Annotated in this window: 24 protein-coding genes and 1 pseudogene; 17 read left to right on the top strand and 8 right to left on the bottom strand. The window is 57.0% G+C overall.

Annotated elements, in window-relative coordinates; all coding sequences use genetic code 11:
* Positions 1-43: 43 nt before the first annotated feature.
* The 4 genes from RMR24_RS09620 to RMR24_RS09605 form a co-directional block, all read right to left on the bottom strand.
* A complete protein-coding gene (locus RMR24_RS09620; RefSeq protein ID WP_310614863.1) occupies positions 44-394 on the bottom strand; it encodes a DUF6172 family protein in 351 nt (116 codons plus the stop codon).
* A gap of 72 nt (positions 395-466) precedes the next feature.
* Positions 467-913 (bottom strand): hypothetical protein, encoded by a 447-nt coding sequence (locus RMR24_RS09615; RefSeq protein WP_310614862.1) that lies wholly within the window; start codon positions 911-913, stop codon positions 467-469.
* Positions 910-2205: a glutamate-1-semialdehyde 2,1-aminomutase gene (gene hemL, locus RMR24_RS09610; RefSeq protein ID WP_310614861.1), complete on the bottom strand. Its 1296-nt coding sequence runs from the start codon at positions 2203-2205 to the stop codon at positions 910-912. The genes RMR24_RS09615 and hemL overlap by 4 nt, the downstream gene beginning before the upstream one ends.
* Before the next feature lie 11 nt (positions 2206-2216).
* On the bottom strand, positions 2217-3158 hold the full coding sequence (locus RMR24_RS09605) for a bifunctional hydroxymethylpyrimidine kinase/phosphomethylpyrimidine kinase (RefSeq protein ID WP_310614860.1): 942 nt from the start codon (positions 3156-3158) through the stop codon (positions 2217-2219).
* Between the two features lie 15 nt (positions 3159-3173).
* Here RMR24_RS09605 and RMR24_RS09600 point away from each other — a divergent pair, with 15 nt between their 5' ends.
* Both RMR24_RS09600 and RMR24_RS09595 read left to right on the top strand, forming a co-directional pair.
* Positions 3174-3377: a rubredoxin gene (locus tag RMR24_RS09600; RefSeq protein ID WP_104801383.1), complete on the top strand. Its 204-nt coding sequence runs from the start codon at positions 3174-3176 to the stop codon at positions 3375-3377.
* Between the two features lie 5 nt (positions 3378-3382).
* Positions 3383-4030 (top strand): hypothetical protein, encoded by a 648-nt coding sequence (locus RMR24_RS09595; RefSeq protein ID WP_310614859.1) that lies wholly within the window; start codon positions 3383-3385, stop codon positions 4028-4030.
* Positions 4031-4069: 39 nt separating this feature from the next.
* On the opposite strand, the gene RMR24_RS09590 is transcribed toward RMR24_RS09595, so the two are convergent.
* Positions 4070-5569, bottom strand: a complete 1500-nt coding sequence (locus tag RMR24_RS09590; RefSeq protein ID WP_310614858.1) for a deoxyribodipyrimidine photo-lyase — start codon at positions 5567-5569, stop codon at positions 4070-4072.
* A 22-nt stretch (positions 5570-5591) separates the two neighbouring features.
* Between RMR24_RS09590 and RMR24_RS09585 the strand changes: the two genes are divergently transcribed.
* The 6 genes from RMR24_RS09585 to RMR24_RS09560 are packed head-to-tail and all read left to right on the top strand — an operon-like array spanning position 5592 to position 10210.
* The gene (locus RMR24_RS09585) at positions 5592-6290 is read left to right on the top strand and encodes a YqgE/AlgH family protein (RefSeq protein ID WP_310614857.1); all 699 of its coding nucleotides are present in this window, start codon (positions 5592-5594) and stop codon (positions 6288-6290) included.
* Positions 6287-6688 (top strand): Holliday junction resolvase RuvX, encoded by a 402-nt coding sequence (gene ruvX, locus RMR24_RS09580; protein WP_310614856.1) that lies wholly within the window; start codon positions 6287-6289, stop codon positions 6686-6688. The genes RMR24_RS09585 and ruvX overlap by 4 nt, the downstream gene beginning before the upstream one ends.
* Positions 6685-7188, top strand: a complete 504-nt coding sequence (gene pyrR, locus RMR24_RS09575; protein WP_310614855.1) for a bifunctional pyr operon transcriptional regulator/uracil phosphoribosyltransferase PyrR — start codon at positions 6685-6687, stop codon at positions 7186-7188. The genes ruvX and pyrR overlap by 4 nt, the downstream gene beginning before the upstream one ends.
* A gap of 6 nt (positions 7189-7194) precedes the next feature.
* A complete protein-coding gene (locus RMR24_RS09570) occupies positions 7195-8157 on the top strand; it encodes an aspartate carbamoyltransferase catalytic subunit (protein ID WP_108283141.1) in 963 nt (320 codons plus the stop codon).
* Entirely contained in the window at positions 8154-9470 is a 1317-nt protein-coding gene (locus RMR24_RS09565) for a dihydroorotase (RefSeq protein ID WP_310614854.1), read from the top strand. The genes RMR24_RS09570 and RMR24_RS09565 overlap by 4 nt, the downstream gene beginning before the upstream one ends.
* On the top strand, positions 9470-10210 hold the full coding sequence (locus RMR24_RS09560; protein WP_310614853.1) for a lysophospholipid acyltransferase family protein: 741 nt from the start codon (positions 9470-9472) through the stop codon (positions 10208-10210). The genes RMR24_RS09565 and RMR24_RS09560 overlap by 1 nt, the downstream gene beginning before the upstream one ends.
* Here the strand turns inward: RMR24_RS09560 and RMR24_RS09555 are convergent.
* Together RMR24_RS09555 and RMR24_RS09550 are read right to left on the bottom strand one after the other, a co-directional pair.
* Positions 10207-11484: an NAD(P)/FAD-dependent oxidoreductase gene (locus RMR24_RS09555; protein WP_310614852.1), complete on the bottom strand. Its 1278-nt coding sequence runs from the start codon at positions 11482-11484 to the stop codon at positions 10207-10209. The genes RMR24_RS09560 and RMR24_RS09555 overlap by 4 nt on opposite strands.
* 11 nt (positions 11485-11495) lie before the next feature.
* Positions 11496-11831, bottom strand: coding sequence for a c-type cytochrome (locus RMR24_RS09550; RefSeq protein ID WP_310614851.1), 336 nt, complete (start codon positions 11829-11831; stop codon positions 11496-11498).
* Positions 11832-11926: 95 nt separating this feature from the next.
* Here RMR24_RS09550 and soxY point away from each other — a divergent pair, with 95 nt between their 5' ends.
* From soxY to RMR24_RS09505, 9 genes are all read left to right on the top strand, one after another.
* Entirely contained in the window at positions 11927-12382 is a 456-nt protein-coding gene (soxY, locus tag RMR24_RS09545; RefSeq protein WP_310614850.1) for a thiosulfate oxidation carrier protein SoxY, read from the top strand.
* 17 nt (positions 12383-12399) lie between these two features.
* Positions 12400-12717 (top strand): thiosulfate oxidation carrier complex protein SoxZ, encoded by a 318-nt coding sequence (gene soxZ / locus RMR24_RS09540; protein ID WP_310614849.1) that lies wholly within the window; start codon positions 12400-12402, stop codon positions 12715-12717.
* 112 nt (positions 12718-12829) lie between these two features.
* Positions 12830-13855, top strand: a complete 1026-nt coding sequence (locus RMR24_RS09535) for a sulfate ABC transporter substrate-binding protein (RefSeq protein ID WP_310614848.1) — start codon at positions 12830-12832, stop codon at positions 13853-13855.
* Between the two features lie 81 nt (positions 13856-13936).
* Positions 13937-14530, top strand: coding sequence for a malonic semialdehyde reductase (locus RMR24_RS09530; protein ID WP_310614847.1), 594 nt, complete (start codon positions 13937-13939; stop codon positions 14528-14530).
* 125 nt (positions 14531-14655) lie between these two features.
* On the top strand, positions 14656-15249 hold the full coding sequence (locus RMR24_RS09525) for an alpha/beta hydrolase (RefSeq protein WP_310614846.1): 594 nt from the start codon (positions 14656-14658) through the stop codon (positions 15247-15249).
* Complete coding sequence (locus RMR24_RS09520) at positions 15246-16238, top strand: sulfate ABC transporter substrate-binding protein (protein ID WP_310614845.1); 993 nt, start codon at positions 15246-15248, stop codon at positions 16236-16238. Before RMR24_RS09525 ends, RMR24_RS09520 begins: the two co-directional genes overlap by 4 nt.
* Before the next feature lie 6 nt (positions 16239-16244).
* Entirely contained in the window at positions 16245-17099 is an 855-nt protein-coding gene (gene cysT, locus RMR24_RS09515; protein ID WP_310614844.1) for a sulfate ABC transporter permease subunit CysT, read from the top strand.
* Positions 17096-17992, top strand: a complete 897-nt coding sequence (cysW, locus tag RMR24_RS09510) for a sulfate ABC transporter permease subunit CysW (protein WP_310614843.1) — start codon at positions 17096-17098, stop codon at positions 17990-17992. Before cysT ends, cysW begins: the two co-directional genes overlap by 4 nt.
* A 20-nt stretch (positions 17993-18012) precedes the next feature.
* On the top strand, positions 18013-19107 hold the full coding sequence (locus RMR24_RS09505) for a sulfate ABC transporter ATP-binding protein (RefSeq protein ID WP_310614842.1): 1095 nt from the start codon (positions 18013-18015) through the stop codon (positions 19105-19107).
* A gap of 11 nt (positions 19108-19118) precedes the next feature.
* On the opposite strand, the pseudogene RMR24_RS13545 reads toward RMR24_RS09505, so the two are convergent.
* A pseudogene (locus tag RMR24_RS13545) lies at positions 19119-19277 on the bottom strand (dienelactone hydrolase family protein); the annotation flags it as partial.
* Positions 19278-19434: the final 157 nt, after the last annotated feature.

Genomic DNA, 19434 nt, shown 5'->3' with positions numbered 1-19434 from the left:
CCACGCCTCACAAGGGCGTGGGGTTTTGTTTTGTGTGCGCTGTTTAATCGTTGCCGTCGTCCAAGCCGTCAAACGCGTGACGCTCTTGGTGTTCCAGTGCTTCACCCGCTGGGCGCTTGGTGCGCACGCCGGGCTTGGCCAAGAGTTCCACATAAAACTGAGTGGCTTGGTTGGCCACGGCGTTGTCGATGCAGGTGATGACGTTGGCCAAATGCACCACTTCGGCGGCTTCCTCGGTTAAGCCAAATTTGCAATCGAAGTCCCAAAAGTCTGCGCCTTCGAGCAGATCGCGACGGCGCTCGCGTTTGAGGTATTTGCGAATGTCGTGCTTGATAGCTTCCAGCAAACGCTCAGGGTGCTTGCCTTCGACTTGAAGTTGGAATGTTTTTTTCATGAGAGTCCTTTGGGGAAATGCGCCCGGGAAGGACGAGAAGAATAAAGAGTGAAAGCGCTGAACGCAAAGCCGTTATGGCGCGATGTTGAATTTGACTTGAAAGCTCAAGGCACTGCTGACCTTGTCGCCAATTTTTGGGGTGTAGCTGATGTTGAGGCCTACGCGACGGCCTTCGAAGGCCATGGTGGGAATAGCGGCAGGAAACCAACCGCCCTCACGCATTTTGGGATAGCCGTCAAATGCGCCCACAGCCGCGCCGGCTTTGAAAGCGCCCATTTGAAACGGCATGACATAAGCGCCAATGTAGTGAGACGTGGCGCGATTGCTGTTTTCAAACACGCCCGCTGTGAGCGAATAGGTTTTGCTGATGGAGGCTTCTACGCCAAAACCGTGGTTGTTGTTGTTCAGGTCTTTTGATTTGTCGAAGTGGTGTGAGTAAAAGCCGGGGTTCACCCATACATCAGCCCACGCGGCAGGAGCCGCCGCTACAACAGCGAGGGCAAGCAAAAGTTGTTTCATAGCTGTGCAAACACCTCTGCGGCCACGGCCACAGTTTGTGCAATGTCAGCTTCGGTGTGCGCCGCGCTCACAAAGCCTGCTTCGTATAACGCAGGCGCGATGTACACACCATGGTCCAGCAAACCATGGAAGAGTTTGTTGAACTTGGGGCTGTCGCTGGTCATGACCTTGGTGTAGTTCTGTGGCAATTCGGGCAACAAAAAGAAGCCAAACATCCCGCCTTGGCTGTCACCGCTGAATGGCACGCCTGCTTTGGCCGCCGCACTGGTCAGCCCGTGGACCAAGCTTTGTGTGCGTGCACCCAATGCTTCATAAAAACCAGGCTTGGCAATTTCACGCAAGGTGGCTAAGCCGCAAGCGGTGGCCACAGGGTTGCCGCTCAGGGTGCCTGCTTGGTACACAGGTCCCGTGGGCGCCAGTTGCGACATGATGGCGCGTGGCCCACCAAATGCCGCCAGCGGCATGCCGCCGCCAATGACTTTGCCCAGCACGGTCACGTCGGGCTTGAAGCCGGGAATGAGTTGGGCATACACGCTTTGGGCACTGCCCAGCGCGACACGGAAACCCGTCATCACTTCGTCAAACACAAACAGTGCGCCGTACTCGGTGCACAGCTCGCGGCAGCGTTTCATAAAAGGGACAGACGCACGCACAAAGTTCATATTGCCGGCGATGGGTTCGATCATCACGCAGGCCAGTTCTTTGCCGTGCAGTGCAAAAGCTTCTTCGAGTTGCGCGATGTTGTTGTACTCCAGCACCAGAGTGTCGCGCACCACTTCAGGCGGCACGCCTGCGCTGGTGGGGTTGCCAAAGGTGGCCAGGCCCGAGCCTGCTTTGACCAGCAGCGCATCGGCATGACCGTGGTAGCAGCCTTCAAATTTGATGAACTTGCTGCGACCCGTGGCACCGCGTGCCAAGCGCAAGGCGCTCATGCCCGCTTCGGTGCCCGAGCTGACCAAGCGCACCATTTCCATGGAGGGCACGTGTTTCAAAATTTCTTCGGCCAGTTCAATCTCGCGCTCTGTAGGGGCGCCGAAGGAAAAACCGTCGAGGGCTGCTTTTTGCACAGCCTCCAGCACCACCGGGTTGCCGTGGCCCAGAATCATTGGGCCCCAAGAGCCGATGTAGTCAATGTACTTTTGGCCGTTGGCATCCCAAAAGTAAGCGCCTTGGGCGCGTTGCACAAAACGCGGTGTGCCGCCCACAGCGCGAAACGCACGCACGGGCGAGTTCACGCCACCGGGGATGACTTTGGCAGCGCGGTCAAACAGGGTTTGGTTCAGGTCAGTCATGGTTTTAAAAATCAATGTTTGGTTTCGTGGCGGGGGAGTGAGAAGTCTTCGGCCGTGGCGGGCAGGCCGTCAGCGACATCACCTTCTTCGGCTTCGTCATCTTCTTCGGCCCAAAACATGCGGTCGGGCACGATGTGGCCCATGCCAGGTCGAAAGCCGCTGTTGAGGCTTTGGTCGAGGAAGTTCAGGGCTTCGCGCGTGGCCAGCTCAAGGTCGGTGCCTGCGGCCAACACGGCAGCCAGCGTGATGCTGAGCGTGTCGCCTGCGCCAGAGAACTTGGCGTCAAAGCGCTCAAACCGCTCGCTCACCATGACGGTGTGGGCGGTGGCCAAAGCGTTTTCAATGTGTTGGTCAGGGTGGTTGATGCCAGTGACCAGCACATAGGGCACACCCACTTCAGCGGCGGCGCGTGCAATGTCGCGCGGGCTGGGGCTTTTCTCGTTGCTCCAATCGGGCAGCAACCAGCGCCACAAGGTGTTGTGGTTGCCCACCAACACGGTGGTTTGGGGCAAGATCAGTTCGCGGAAGGCGTCTAAATAAGCGTCAATCTTTTCGTCTTCCCACCAAGACAGGTTGGGCATGTAGGCGATCACGGGCACGTCGGCGTAGTCGGTGCTGATTTCGGCAATCACGCTCAGGTTGTCGGGGTTGCCGCAAAACCCCACCTTGATGATTTGCACGCTGATGTCTTCCAGCACGCTGCGGGCTTGCTCGGCTACGGCGTCTTCGTCAAAAGCAATGTGGTCAAAAATTTCAGCGGTATCGCGCATGTAGGCGCCCGTCACCACAGGCAGCGCGTGCGCACCCACGGAGCCCGCTGCCAACACGTCGGCAGACAAGCCGCCCGCACCGCTGGGGTCGTTGGCGTTGAACACCAGCACGCACGGGGGTGCACCGCTGGTCTCGTCAGACAAAGCAATTTCGGTGGACGGAGGGGTGTTTTCTGGCGCCATAAGTGGGTCGATACAATGCTTTTCATTCTATGCGTTGACGAAAGAAATACTGTGGCTAATACCTGGATGTGTCTGATTTGTGGATGGATTTACGACGAAGAGGCCGGCGCGCCTGAACACGGCATTGCCGCTGGCACCGCCTGGGCTGACGTGCCCATGAACTGGACCTGTCCAGAGTGCGGCGCACGCAAAGAAGACTTCGAAATGGTGCAAATCTAATCACCATGCGAGTTCGCGCGCAGTTTGAAACCCAAGTGCTGGCCTTGCTGCGCCAGCGCCCAGCGGTGAATTTGCAGGCAGCGCGCGAGCTAGAACTGCTGTGCCAGCGTCAGCTAGACGCTGAAACCATTGCTGGTTGGCGCACCTTTTGGTCGCTGGCCACCCACTTTTTTGAAGGCTTGCGTTTGGCCCCCAACCGCAGCATTGAAGAGCCTGAGGCCAGCGCTGCCTCCCAGGTGCTGAGTGGTTTGCAGCTGCGCGAGCAGTTCTACGAACACGACACGCCCATCGACGACAGTCTGCAAGTCATCAATCACCTGTTGTTTTTAGAGCAGGCCGACGTCATTTCGCAGCGCTTGGTGAACATCCTCAACGATTGGTCTGAGTCGCCCGAGTCTGACCTGCCCACCGAAGCCCAGCTGGACGTGCAAAGCATGGCCCAACTGGCGCAAGACGTGCAGCTGACCGCGGTGCAGCAAGTGGCCGATTCATTGGCCGTGCAACTGGCCCGCTTGCGTGCCAAGCGCGTGGCTGACGACATCAAAACCAGCCTGAGCGGTGCCCAAGAAGTGAGCCGTTTGTTGCAACACTTTGCGGTGGGCAGCATGCGCGAGCCGCAGCCGAATGTGTTGGCGGCACTAAGAGCGGAGTGACAGCGCTGACGCGCTGTCGGGGCGAATAGCCTCGCTTTTTTATTTCACCTTCTTCACCACCGCATACCGCTCCAGCGTGAGGGTGCGTGCCTCGGCGTGGTCCACGATGGGTCTGGGGTAATCGCGCCCCAGCACCAAACCTGCTTCGTCCAGTTCCATCGGTTTGGCCAGCCACGGTGCGTGGATGGCTTTGTTGTTGAGCTTGGCCAGCGCAGGCACGTAGCGGCGAATGAACTTGCCTTCTGGGTCAAACTTTTCGCTTTGGTTGGTGGGGTTGAAGATGCGAAAGTAGGGCTGCGCATCGCAACCACTCGAGCTGGCCCACTGCCAGCCGCCGTTGTTGGCGGCGAGGTCAAAGTCGTTCAGGTGTTCGGCGAAATAGCGTTCGCCCCAGCGCCAATCGATGCCCAAATCTTTGGTTAAAAAGCTCGCCACTACCATGCGCAAACGGTTGTGCATGTAGCCCGTTTGGTTGATTTGCGCCATGGCTGCATCTACCAGCGGGTAGCCCGTGCGGCCTTCGCACCACGCGGCAAACAGCTCTTTGGCGTGCTTGTGGTGGTCCCACTTGATGTCGTTGTATTCGGGCTTGAAAGCACCCGTCACCACACGTGGGTGGTGGTGCAAGATTTGGTGATAAAAATCGCGCCACACCAGCTCAGACAGCCACACCTCTGCACCTGCTGAGCCCACCAACATGCGTTTGTAGGCGGTCGATGCCAACTGGCGAATCGACACCGTGCCAAAGCGCAAATGCACACCCAAGTAGCTAGGGCCTTTGATGGCGGGGAAGTTGCGGGTTTCGTCGTACTTGTCCATGCGGTCGAAGAAATCTTCAAACAAGGCCAAGCCGCCGGGGCTGCCGGTGGGCACATGCAGGCTGCTGAGGTTGGTGGCTTCAAAGCCGATGTCGGCCAAGCTCGGCACAGGCAGCTGGTAGGCCTTGGGCCGCGCGGCCAGCGCCTTGATGTATTTGCCCACGGGGTAAGACTTCAAATAGTAGTCGTTCACCTTTTGCAGCCACGCGTTTTTGTAGGGGGTGAACACGCCGTAGGGCTTGCCCATTTGGGTCAGCACCTCACTGCGCTCAAAAATCACATGGTCTTTGAAGGTTTGAAAACCAATACCAAAGTTGGCTAAGCTGCCACGCACTTGGGCATCGCGGGCCAGTGAGTCGGGCTCGTCGTCATGGTTGGCAAACACCTCTTGCACACTCAGCTCGTGGGCGAGGCGCGGCACTTCCGATGCCGCCACCGCGTGGCGCACGATCAGGCCCGCACCTGCTTGGCCTGCCACAGCGTGAAGCTCGGCGTCCAACGCTGCCAGTGACTCGCGGATGAATTCCACACGTCGGTCTGCGCGGGGCAGGCTGTCCAAGATGGCTTTGTCAAATACAAACACGCAGTGCACTTGGTTGCAGCTTTTGAGCGCTTGAAACAAGGCCGCGTTGTCGAACGCGCGCAGGTCGCGGCGGAACCACATCAGCCCTTTGTCCACGTGGGGCAAGTGGTGTGTAGATTTAGACGACTGGCTAGGCATGTTCACCCTTTAAAATTGCTGCATGACCGCTGATTCTGCCTCCATCAACCTGACGCATCATTTTTTGATCGCCATGCCCGGTTTGGAGGATGAGACTTTTGCCAAAAGCGTGGTCTATGTGTGCGAGCACAGCGAACGTGGTGCACTCGGCCTGGTTATTAACAAACCTGGTGAGTTGTCGATGAAGGGTTTGTTCGACAAAGTCGACTTGCCCCTGCACCGCCAAGACCTCATGAACGCCCCTGTTTTGCAAGGCGGCCCCGTGCACACCGAGCGCGGCTTTGTGTTGCACGATGCGATGTGGGCTCAGGCTGCTGCAAGCGAAAGCCCCCAAGACGCGAGTCAGCTACCTTCAGATGAAGGTGGAGAGGCTGCACAAGAAGCCGCAAAAGAGGCCGCGGCCCTCAGCGCCGTGAGCGACAAAGAATCTGTTTACGCCTCCACCATGATCATCCCCGGTGGCCTAGAGATGACCACGTCCAAAGACGTGCTCGAAGCCCTGTCGATTGGCGCGGGCCCCAAGCGTGTGCTGATCTCGCTGGGCTACTCGGCCTGGGGCGAAGGCCAACTGGAGTCTGAGCTGGCTGAAAACAGCTGGCTGACTGTGGGGGCAGACATGGCGGTGATTTTTGACACACCGGTGGAGCAACGTTACGAGCGTGCCATGAAGTTGCTGGGCTTGGAGTCGTGGATGTTGTCTAGCGAAGTGGGGCATTCATGAGCGCCGTGCCCGCCAACTTCCAATCTTTCTTGGCCTTTGACTTCGGCGTCAAACGCACCGGCGTGGCCTACGGCAGCCGCATGTTGCGCGACGCACAACCCCAACCTACGGTAAATGCCGAAGGCGATGCCCGCTGGGCCCTCATCACCAAGTGCATTGCCGAGTGGCAGCCAGACGCGTTGGTGGTGGGCGTGCCCTATCACCCCGACGGTGCGGCCCACGAGAACACGGCCAAGGCCAAAAAATTTGCACGTCAACTCAACGGACGTTTCAACCTGCTTGTGTTTGAAGTGGACGAGCGTTACAGCACCACCGAAGCCCACAGCCAGGGTGCCAAAGATGCAGACGCTGCATCGGCTTGCATCATCCTCAATCAATTTTTTCGAGAGAACTTATGAGTACCCACGGAAACCTCATGCTGGACGCGGAGAGCTTGTACACCGAGCTGCTCAAAGGCGTGCGCAGCATGCTCACGCCCACCACACGGTTGGTGGGCATCACCTCGGGTGGTGCTTGGTTGGCGGCACGCTTGCAAAAAGATTTGAAGCTCGAAGGCGAAGCCGGCAGCATTTCATCGGCCATGCACCGCGACGACTTTGCGCAACGCGGCTTGGCCGATGGCGGCCAAACCAAGCTGCCGTTTGAAGTGAACGGCGCGCACCTCATCGTGCTCGACGATGTGCTCTATACCGGCCGGACCATCCGCGCGGTGCTCAATGAGTTGTTTGACTATGGCCGTCCTGCCCATGTGCAGTTGGCGGTGCTGGTCGACCGCGGTGGCCGCGAGCTGCCCATTCAGGCCGACTACGCGGCAGCGCGTGTGGCCTTGCCCGCTACCCAATCGCTGGCGCTGACCAAAGACGACCACGGCCAATTTAATTTCTCAGTGAAGGGCTGATCCAAAGTGCTTTACAAACGCAACCCCCAACTCAACAAAAACGGCGAGCTGATTCACCTGCTCTCTACCGAAGGTTTGTCGCGCAACATCTTGACGCACATCTTGGACACCGCAGCCAACTTCGTGTCGGTCAACGACCGCGAAGTGAAAAAGGTGCCCCTCTTGCGAGGCAAGAGCGTGTTCAACCTGTTCTTCGAAAACAGCACACGCACACGCACCACGTTCGAGATTGCCGCCACACGTTTGTCGGCGGATGTGTTCAACCTCGACATTGCACGTTCATCCGCAGCCAAGGGTGAGTCGCTGCTCGACACCATCGCCAACCTGAGCGCGATGGCCGCTGATATTTTTGTGGTGCGCCACAGCGAGTCGGGTGCGCCCTACCTCATTGCTGAACACGTGGCGCCGCATGTGCACGTGGTCAACGCCGGCGACGGCCGTCACGCACACCCCACGCAGGGTTTGCTGGACATGTACACCATCCGTCACTACAAAAAAGACTTCACTAACCTCACCGTGGCCATCGTGGGCGATGTGTTGCACTCACGTGTGGCGCGCTCGGACATTCACGCGCTCACCACACTCGGCTGCGCCGAAGTGCGCGTGGTCGGCCCTAAGACCTTGGTGCCCAGCGACCTGTCGGCCATGGGTGTGCGGGTGTTCAACAACCTCGAAGAAGGCATCAAAGGTTGTGACGTGATCATCATGCTGCGCTTGCAAAACGAACGCATGAGCGGGGCCTTGTTGCCATCGAGTCAGGAATATTTCAAATCGTTTGGCCTCACGCAAGAGAAGTTGCAACTGGCCAAGCCCGACGCCATCGTGATGCACCCGGGCCCCATCAACCGAGGTGTGGAGATTGACTCTGCCGTGGTCGATGGGCCGCAAAGTGTCATCTTGTCGCAGGTGACGTTTGGTATTGCTGTGCGTATGGCCGTGATGTCGATCGTGGCGGGGAATGAAGCATGAACATCCTGATTCAAAACGGTCGCGTGATTGACCCAGCCTCTGGTTTTGACCACGTGGCCGATGTGGCAGTGGCAGATGGTCACGTCCTAGCAATTGCAAAAGCAGGTGAGAAGTTGCCTGCGAACTTCAAAGCAGAACACACCATAGATGCCAAGGGCTGCATCGTCGCCCCAGGCTTGGTCGATTTGCAAGTGCGCTTGCGCGAGCCCGGCTACGAACACGAAGGCATGCTGGCCTCCGAGCTCATGGCCGCTGTAGCCGGCGGCGTCACCAGCCTCGTGTGCCCGCCCGACACCGATCCCGTGTTGGACGAGCCGGGCTTGATTGAAATGCTCAAGTTCCGCGCTGAAAAACTGCACCGCGCTCGCGTGTTCCCACTGGGTGCACTCACCCGTGGTTTGAAAGGCGAAGTGCTGACTGAAATGTCAGACCTCACCGATGCAGGCTGTGTGGGCTTTAGCCAAGCCGAAGTGCCACTAGAAAACACACAAGTGTTGCAACGCGCTTTGCAATACGCCGCCACCTTTGGCTACACCGTGTGGTTGCGCCCACAAGACATGCATTTGGGCAAAGGCGTGGCAGCCAGCGGCCCACTCGCCACCCGTTTGGGTTTGAGCGGCGTGCCTGTGGCAGCTGAGACCATTGCACTGCACACCATCTTTGCGCTCATGCGCGCTACCCGCGCACGGGTGCATTTGTGCCGCATCTCCAGCGCTGAAGGTGTGGAGTTGGTGCGTGCCGCCAAGCAAGAAGGCTTGGCCGTGACGGCCGATGTGAGCATCAACTCACTGCACCTGAGCGACCACGACATTGGCTACTTTGACAGCCGCGCACGCGTGACGCCTGTGTTGCGCCAACAGCGCGACCGCGATGCTTTGCGTGCCGCATTGGCCGATGGCACGCTGGATGCTTTGGTGTCCGATCACACGCCCATTGACAACGACGGCAAGGCCTTGCCATTTGCCGAAGCCGAATCAGGCGCGACGGGCTTAGAACTGTTGCTCAGCCTCTCGCTCAAGTGGGCGCAAGACAGCAAGGTGAGTGTGTTGCGCGCGCTCGATGTGCTGACGGCGCAACCCGCCAAAGTGTTGGGAAAGATCGAAGGCCAAAGCACCAGCTTGGGCCAATTGCATGTGGGCGGCGTGGCCGACATTGTGGTGTTTGACCCCGCGGTTGAATGGCACGTCACACCCGACGCCCTGCACAGCCAAGGCAAACACACGCCGTTTGCGTTTGACATGACGGGCATGTCTTTGCCTGCTCGCGTCAAAGCCACTTTGGTGGCGGGCCACGTGGCTTACCAAAATAAATGATGAAACACGTGCTTGCGCTTGCGAAGTTTGTGCGCGTGCTCGCGTGCATCTTGGGCGCTTATTGGGACATACGCACTAAGTTCCCCAAGCTCAATGACGCGCAGCAAGCCCGTTATGTCGAGGTGTGGGCACGCAGCATGTTGGCCATCATTGGCATTGAGGTGCGCGTCAAAGGCCACCCCGCACAAGGCCCTGTGCTGATGGCGGCCAACCATATTTCGTGGCTGGATATTTTGGTCATGCACGCCGCTTGTCATTGCCGCTTTGTGGCCAAGTCTGAAATTCGCGCTTGGCCTGTGTTGGGCACACTCACCACGGGTGGCGGTTCGCTCTACATCGAACGCGGTTCGCGCAACGACGCCATGCGCGTGGTCCACCAAATGGCTGATGCCTTGCGCCAAGGCCAAGTGCTGGCCGTGTTCCCCGAGGGAGCCACGGGCGACGGCATCACGGTGCTGCCGTTTCATGCCAACCTCTTGCAAGCCGCTATTTCGGCCGAGGCCCCCATTCAGCCCATTGCCTTGCAGTTCATCGATGCGCACACCCACGACATCAGCCTTGCGCCTTGCTACCGCGATGACGACACCTTGGTCAGCTCGCTGTGGCGCACGTTGTGCGCACCACCGTTGCTGGCGCAAGTGCGCTATGGCGACAAGCAAGTAGCCGATGGCCGCAGTCGCCGAGACTGGGCGCAAGACCTGCAAGCCACCGTGGCTGCGTTACGCAGCCACGCCAATTAACGCAGGGTATCGGCCCAAATGTTTTGGGCCCAGTTCAAAGCGTAGATGCCTTCCAGCTCATTGGGTGCTGTTGACACACCGCCAGAACCGGGAACCGTTTTGTAGGTCTTGTCTTTGGCGTCGTATTGATGCACTGAGGCCACATGCACCACCAGCTTGTCGCTCACAAAGCTGTAGCACGTGTTGGTGAGCAAAGGGTCTGGATTGACAGGCAAGTCAGACAGTTGTGCCACGATGGCCGCGGCCGTGACCTTGCCTTGCGAGTTGGCCATGTGGCCAGACTTGGGCATGGCAGGGGCTAGCAAAATGGAGTCGCCAATCACGTGCACGTCTTTGGCCTGGGTGGATTCAAAGGTTTGGTAGTTCACACCGCACCAACGCGCATTGGCGTTGGCCAAGCCGCTTTGAATGGCAATCGTGCCTGCACGCATGGTGGGCAAGATGTTGAGCACATCGGCCTTCACATCGCCTTGCACTTCAAACTTGAGCGTTTTGGTTTTGGCGTCCACGCCCACAGTTTTGTGCTGGCCGCGGTATTCCAAGATGCCTTTGTAGTTGTCAGCCCAAAACTTTTTGAATAGCGGACCTTTAGAGGTGACGTCTGGGTTGGCATCCAAAATCAACACCTTCGATTTGGGCTTGTGTTGCTTGAAGTAATGTGCCACTTGGCTCGCACGCTCGTACGGGCCGGGAGGGCAGCGGTAGGGCGCTTCTGGAATGGTGATGGCAAACACGCCGCCATCGTCCATGGCTTCGAGTTGCTTGCGCAGCCCCAAAGTTTCTGGACCGCCTTTCCATGCGTGCAAGATTTGGCCGGAGGCATGGGCCGCCTGCAAACCTTCCACACTGTTCAACACCAAGTCGATGCCAGGTGAGAGCACCAGCTTGTCGTAACGAATGCTGGGTCCACTGGCCAAGGTCACGGTTTTCTTGGCTGCATCAATGCTGGTCACATAGTCGCGCACCACGTTCACGCCGTGGTTGCCGGAAAGTTTGTCGTACGGTGTGGTGATGTCGGCCATGGTCTTGCTGCCGCCAATGACCAAGTTAGAAATCGGGCACGACACAAAGGCTGAATTGGGTTCAATCATGGTCACGTCGATTTTGTAGTTCGACAGCATGCGAATGTATTTGGCAGCAGTTGCGCCGCCATAACCACCACCCACCACGACCACGCGTGCTTTTTCTGGAATACGACCTGTGGACGCGCAACCCATCAAGGCGCCCAACGAACCAACGGCCAATGAGGCTTGTACAAAACTACGGCGTTTCATGATGTGTCCTTTTAGCGTTTGAGGCTGGCGTAATAGGTGGCGATGCTGTCAACTTGTGCATCGGTCAGGCCTTTGGTGAGCTGGTGCATCACGGTGGCAGGGCGTGTGCCTTCTTTGAAGGCTTTCATTTGCAATACCATGTAGTCCTTGGGCATACCAGCCAATGCAGGAATGGCAGAGCCTTCGGTGGTGCGGCCATCGGTGCCGTGGCAGTTGGCGCAAGTGGCGGCCGTGGCGCGTTGATAAAGCGCATCGGCGGCAGGTTGTGCGTAGGCACTTGAAATGAAACATGCTGACGCAGCGGCCATCAAAGCCAAGCGGTGTTGCACAGAGAAGCGTTGTGTCATGGTGAACTCCAGCTCATCTAAAAATTGATAAAAACGAAGCCGTAAGTCTAAGCGGATTTGCTAAGGCAAGATGCGCTTTTACCGAGAGAAACACCATGTTGAACCGACGTCAAACCCTCCAACACAGTTGGGCTGTGGCCACGCTGCTGGGTACAGCCGGCTTTTTGCCGTTCAAAGCCATTGCCTATGAAAAAGCAGCCTTTGACGCCAAGTCGGTGAACGCCGCTTTGAAGGCCTTGGGTGCATCTGCCCCGGTGGTCAGCACAGAGGTCACCATCAACGGGCCAGAGATTGCCGACAGTGGTGCGAGTGTGTTGTTGAGCTTTGGTACAACGCTGCCTAACGTGAAACGTGTGTTGTTGTTGGTTGAAAAAAATCCATCAGCGTTGGTGGCTAACTTTCAACTCAGCCCAATCGTTGACCCTCAATTTTCTTTGCGCATCAAAATGAGCCAATCGTCCGACGTGTATGCCGTGGCTTTGACGCAAGACGGCAAAGCCTTCTTTGCCAAACGCGAAGTCAAAGTCACCATCGGTGGCTGCGGCGAATAACGAGAGGAACACACACCATGTCTGAAGCATCTCGTATCCGCATCGTTCCCGCTGGCAACAACGCCACTGTGCGTGTGTTGATGAACCACGAAATGGAATCTGGCCAACGCAAAGACGGCAGCGGCAAAGTCATTCCCGCTTGGCATATCCAAGACGTCACGGTCTTGCTCAATGGCAAGCCAGTGATCACCGCAGAGTGGGGCACCGCTGTGTCTAAAAACCCGTTTTGGCAGTTCGTTCTCAAAGGCACCAAGGCTGGCGACAAGCTGGCCATTCAGTGGAAAGACAACCGTGGCGATACCCGCACGGACGAGGCCACCGTCGCCTCCATTTGATTTGCCTTAGATGTTTCGGTAATTAACTACCAATAACTCTGTCGTTCCCTTTTAGTGCGCCTGCACTAAGAATCCGTCCATCGTCATTTTTGATGGACTCAAAGGGAACCACATGATTCAACGCAAACACTTTCTCAAAACTCTGGTGGCCACAGCCTTGTTGGCCGTGAGCGGCTTGGCTGCCGCGCAACCTGCGCCCGTCACCTTGCTCAACGTGTCGTATGACCCAACCCGTGAGCTGTACTCCGAGTTCAACGCCGCCTTTGCCAAACACTGGAAAGCACAAACCGGCCAAGACGTGACCATCAAGCAGTCACATGGTGGCTCGGGTAAACAAGCCCGCTCGGTCATTGACGGCATCGACGCCGACGTGGTCACCTTGGCCTTGGCTGGCGACATAGACGCCTTGTACAAAAACGGTGGCCTCATTCCGCAAGACTGGCAAAAGCGTTTGCCACACAACTCGTCGCCTTACACCTCCACCATCGTGTTGGTGGTGCGCCAAGGCAACCCCAAGGGCATCAAAGACTGGGACGACTTGGTCAAGCCCGGTATCAGCGTCATCACGCCCAACCCCAAAACATCGGGTGGCGCACGTTGGAACTACTTGGCCGCTTGGGAATTTGCCAAACGCAAATACGGCGGTCCAAAAGGTGATGAAAGTAAAGCCAAAGAGTTTGTGAAAAAACTCTACGAGAACGTGCCCGTGCTGGACACCGGCGCACGCGGCTCATCGGTCACGTTTGCACAACGCAACCAAGGCGATGTGTTCATCTCTTGGGAAAACGAAGCGCATTTGCTGGAAAAAGAATTCGGCAACAAAGTGGACATCGTCTACCCATCCATCAGCATCTTGGCTGAGCCACCTGTCACCGTGGTCGACAAAAACGTCGAACGCAAGGGCACACGCAAAGTGGCCGAGGCTTACCTCAACTACCTCTACACCGAAGAAGGCCAAGACATTGCGGGCAAAAACTTCTACCGCCCCATCTCTGCCAAAGCGCAAGCCAAGTATGTGAAGCAGTTGCCCAAGCTCAACCTGTTCACTTTGGAAAGTGCATTTGGCAACTGGGACAAAGTGGCCAAAGAGCACTTTGCCGACGGCGCGCAGTTTGACCAGATTTACATCAAGAAGTGATGGGTCATTGCGCATGAGCGCGATCAAGACTGCGCTAACGTGGCAACATAGGCCACGTCATCTTTTTTTTAGGAAATCAACATGTCATTTAACGTCCTCAACGACGCCGCACTCAACCAACTGTTTCGCGAAGCCCGCACAGTCCACGCTTTCAAAGACACACCTGTGTCTGACGAGGTGATTCACCAGCTGTACGACTTGCTCAAGTGGGGCCCTACCGCCTTCAACGCGCAGCCCGCACGCTATGTGTTTTTGAAAACGGCTGAAGCCAAAGCCAAGCTCATGCCAGCGTTGATGCCCAACAACGTGCCCCAAGTACAAAGTGCTGCGGTGACCGTGATCGTCGCGCAAGACACACGTTTTCCCGAGCATCTGCCCACCCAGTTTCCGGGTTATGACGCGAAGCCGTTGTTTGATGCCAATCCCGCCATGACCGAAGCCACTGCTTTGCGAAACAGCAGCATGCAAGGTGCGTACCTCATCGTGGCCGCACGTGCCTTGGGCTTGGACAGCGGCGCCATGTCAGGCTTTAACCCACAGCTGGTGAATGAGGCTTTCTTTGCCGATGGCCGCTTCAAAGCCAACTTCCTCATCAACCTCGGTGTGGCCGACCCAGCGGGTGTGTACCCACGCGGCCCACGCTTTGCATTCGACGAAGCGGCTCAAATTCTGTAAGGCCATTGCGACCCAACCCTTCAAAGCCCGCATGTTTGCGGGCTTTTTCCTTTATACGGATGCGTTATTAACTAACAAATAAACAGTCGTTTGAGTTTGGTGCAAGGCCACCCACAATCGCAGCCATGTCTCAAACACCCACCATCCTCATCGTGCCCGGCTGGCGCGATTCCGGCCCCGGTCACTGGCAAAGCCTGTGGGCCGAGTCCATCAAGGGTGCGGTGCGCGTGCAACAAGACAACTGGATTTCTCCCACACGCAGCGCTTGGGTCGGCCGCATTGCCGAAACCATCCTTGCCCAAAACGGCCCCGTGGTGTTGGTGGCGCACAGCCTAGGCTGCATTGCATCGACCCACTTACCGCCCGAGGCGGTGGCCCGTATTCAGGGTGCTTTGCTGGTGGCCCCCGCTGACCCTGAAAGACGTGCGCCTTTGGTGGACTTTGCGCCTGTGCCGTACCATACGCTCCCCTACCGCAGTGTGGTGGTGGCCAGCAGCAACGACCCGTATTGCCCTGTGCGCACTGCAGGCGCGTATGCCCGCTCTTGGGGCAGCGAGTTTGTGCGATTGCAAAACGCAGGGCACATCAACATCGATTCTGGTTTTGGCGCCTGGCCACTTGGGCTAGCGCTGTTGCAGTCATTGGTAGAAACACCTTTGGTTTTTAAAACGTCGTCAGCTGCGACTTCGATTCATTCTTTGGAGCTTCAAACAGCATGAAAAAATTTCTACACACCACCTTGGCCGCTGCGTTGTTGGCAGTCAGCTCTCTGGCCTCAGCACAAACATTGCTGAACGCGTCGTATGACGTAGCCCGCGAGTTTTACAAAGACTACAACGCCGCTTTTGTTGCCCATTACAAAAAGACCACGGGCAAAGATATCAAGATTGACCAAGCCCACGGCGGCTCTAGCGCACAAGCCCGTGCGGTGAACGATGGCTTAGATGCCGATGTGGTCAGCATGAACACCACCACCGACATCGAGTTCTTGGCCAGCAACGGCGTGGTGGCGAAAGACTGGGCGAAGAAGTTCCCCAACAACGCGTCTCCCACCACCTCAACCATGTTGTTCCTCACACGCAATGGCAACCCCAAGGGCATCAAAGATTGGGACGACCTGACCAAGCCTGGCGTGCAAGTCATCATCGTCAACCCCAAAACTGGTGGCAATGGCCGCATGGCGTACTTGGCTGCTTGGGCCTATGCGCGTAAAAAAGGCCAGACCGATGCACAAGCTGCTGAATTTGTGGCCAAGATTTTCAAGAACGTGCCCGTGCTCGCCAAAGGCGGCCGTGACGCGACCACCATCTTCTTGCAACGCAACATCGGCGATGTGTTGGTGACGTTTGAATCCGAAGTGGTGTCGGTCGATCGCGAATTTGGCGAAGGCAAGGTCGATGCCGTGCATCCATCGGTCAGCATCATTGCCGAGAACCCCGTAGCCGTGGTGGAGCGCACGGTGGCCAAAAAAGGCACAGGCGAATTGGCCAAGGCTTATTTGAACTACTTGTATTCAGACGAAGCACAAGAAATTGCTGCCAAGCATGCTTTGCGTCCACGCTCACCCGCGTTGCTCAAGAAATATGCATCGACTTTCAAACCCATTCAGTTGGTGCCTGTGAGCGAGTATTTCGGCTCACTCAGCGAAGCGCAAAAAGTGCACTTCAATGATGGTGGCCAGTTCGACAAGATTTACACGGTGAAGTAATCATTCATGGCATTGTTTTCTCTGGCGCGCAGCCACAAGGCGGCGCGTGTTCTTCCCGGCTTCAATATCACGCTAGGTTTCACGCTCACTTACCTGAGCTTGATTGTGTTGATTCCGCTCTCCGCATTGATCTTCAAAACCTTCACACTCACATGGGACCAATTTGTTGAGGCTGTCACAGGCCCACGCGTGATGGCGTCGTACCGACTCACGTTTGGTGCGTCGCTCATTGCCGCTTTGGTGAATGTGGTGTTTGGTTTGCTCGTGGCTTGGGTGCTGGTGCGCTACGACTTCTTCGGTAAGAAGGTGGTCGATGCACTGGTGGACTTACCCTTTGCTTTGCCTACTGCGGTGGCCGGTATTTCGCTCACCGCTTTGTTGGCGGGTAACGGCTGGGTGGGACAGTACTTGGAGCCCATGGGCATTCAGCTCGCGTTCAATCCCAATGGCGTGGTGATTGCCCTGATATTCATTGGCTTGCCCTTTGTGGTGCGCACGGTGCAGCCGGTGCTGGAAGATGCAGAGAAAGAACTCGAAGAAGCGGCCACGTGTTTGGGTGCCACGCGTTGGCAAACGTTTACACGGGTGATCTTCCCCAGCATTGCGCCTGCGTTGTTGACCGGCTTCGCCATGGCCTTTGCGCGTGCGATTGGTGAATATGGCTCGGTCATTTTCATTGCGGGCAATATGCCCATGGTGTCTGAAATCACACCGCTCATCATCATTGGCAAGCTGGAGCAATACGACTACGCAGGTGCTACCGCAGTGGCAGTGGTGATGTTGGTCATCTCGTTTATTTTGTTGTTGGTCATCAATGCGCTGCAGGCTTGGCAACGTCGCCACACAGGAGCCCCAGCATGAGTACCGCAGCAATCAATCCTTCCGCGCGCAGGGCGCAAGCGGGTACGACTGAACCCGCATGGGTGCGCTACAGCCTGATAGGTGTGGCGCTGACGTTTATGTTTTTCTTCTTGGTTTTGCCTTTGGCGGCGGTGTTCACCGAGGCCTTGCGCAAAGGCTTGGATGCCTATTGGGTGGCTTTGCAAGAGCCCGATGCGTGGTCGGCCATTCGCCTGACTTTCATCACCGCACTCATTGCCGTACCCTTGAACCTAGTGTTTGGCGTTGCAGCTGCGTGGGCTATTGCCAAGTATGAATTCACAGGCAAAGCGTTTTTGACCACGCTGGTGGACTTGCCGTTCTCAGTATCGCCCGTGGTGGCTGGTTTGATTTATGTGCTGATGTTTGGTGCGCAGGGCTGGTTTGGCCCTTGGCTGCAAGCGCATGACATTCAAATTATTTTTGCAGTTCCCGGCATTGTGTTGGCCACTGTGTTTGTCACGTTCCCCTTCATCGCGCGTGAGTTGATCCCGCTCATGCAAGCGCAGGGCAATGACGAAGAGCAAGCGGCCATTGTGTTGGGTGCCACAGGTTGGCAAACCTTTTGGTATGTCACGTTGCCCAACATCAAGTGGGGTTTGATTTACGGCGTGATCTTGTGTAACGCCCGCGCCATGGGTGAGTTTGGTGCGGTGTCGGTGGTGTCGGGTCATATTCGTGGGCAGACCAACACCATGCCCTTGCATGTGGAAATTTTGTACAACGAATACCAATCGGTGGCGGCGTTTGCCGTTGCCTCGCTGTTGGCCTTGTTGGCTTTGGTGACCTTGGCCATCAAGTCCACGGTGGAGTGGCGTCATGCGCGTGAGCTCAAAGCCACGGCTGATCTTCCTCCCGAGAATCCACACGCGTAAATCAATAAGAGTACCGAATCATGAGCATCGAAATCAGAAACATCCACAAACAGTTTGGCGACTTCCAAGCGCTGGGCGATGTGAGCCTCGACATTCACTCTGGCGAGTTGATCGCTTTGTTGGGCCCATCGGGCTGCGGCAAAACCACCTTGCTCCGCATCATTGCGGGTTTAGAAACGGGTGACTCAGGCACCATTTTGTTCAGCGGTGAAGACACCACGCACGTGCATGTGCGCGAGCGCCAAGTGGGTTTTGTGTTTCAACACTACGCCTTGTTCCGCCATATGACGGTGTTTGAAAACGTGGCCTTTGGCCTGCGCGTGAAGCCGCGCAGCGAACGCCCCAGCGAAGAGCAAATCAAAAAGAAGGTGCACGACTTGTTGAGCCTCGTGCAGCTGGATTGGTTGGCCGACCGTTACCCCTCGCAGCTCTCTGGCGGTCAACGCCAACGCATTGCCTTGGCGCGTGCCTTGGCGGTGGAGCCCAAAGTGTTGTTGCTCGACGAGCCGTTTGGTGCCTTGGACGCCAAGGTGCGCAAAGAACTGCGCCGTTGGTTGCGTCGCTTGCATGACGACTTGAATGTGACCACCATCTTTGTGACCCACGACCAAGAAGAAGCCCTCGAAGTGGCCGACCGCGTGGTGGTGATGAACAAAGGCAATGTGGAACAAGTGGGCAGCCCGCAAGAGGTGTGGGAACACCCGGCCAGCCCCTTTGTGTATGGCTTCTTGGGCGATGTGAACTTGTTCCATGGCCGTGCCCATGAAGGCGAAATGCACATTGGTGTGGAAGATCAAACTGTGCGCATGGCCAGCCCCGAACACCACGCCGCACAAGACGCCAAAGCCTTTGCCTATGTGCGCCCGCACGATTTGGATGTGCGTCGCTACGCATCTGGCAGAGACGACGAAGGCGGCATCGTGGCGCAACTCATCCGCGCCATTGTGGTGGGCCCGATTGCGCGCTTAGAGCTGGTGGCGGCTGAGGGCGATGGCCCGTCCGATCAGCAGATCATTGAAGCGCAAATCCCTGCATCGCAGTTCTACGAGCAGGGATTTACGGAAGGTGAGACCTTGGTGCTCACACCGCGCAAAGCGCGAGTGTTTGTGGCCTAAACGCTTTTCTTTTAGACGTATTGCTTGAGCCAAGCGATAGCGCGGCTCCAGCCGTCAGCTGCGGGACCAGCACGGAAGCTGGCGCGGTAGTCGGCATGAAACGCGTGTGGTGCGTCTGGGTACAACACAAACTCTGAGGCCTTAGCCGCTTTGTTGCCTTTAGCAGCAGCTAGCGCCAAGGCTTCTTTGGCGGATTCAAGGACGAAGTGCAACAAAGATGAACTGGTTATAGGTGGCTGAGGATGCGAGAGCATCATGGCCGCTTTAACCGCCAAGTCGAAGTTGCCCAATGTACAAGCACCTCAGCCGAGAAGAACGATACCAAAT

Origin of the sequence: Limnohabitans sp., assembly GCF_031539105.1 — a bacterium.
In the GTDB taxonomy this organism is placed as follows: Bacteria; Pseudomonadota; Gammaproteobacteria; order Burkholderiales; family Burkholderiaceae_C; genus Limnohabitans.
This window is presented reverse-complemented; position numbering and strand designations above follow the sequence as displayed.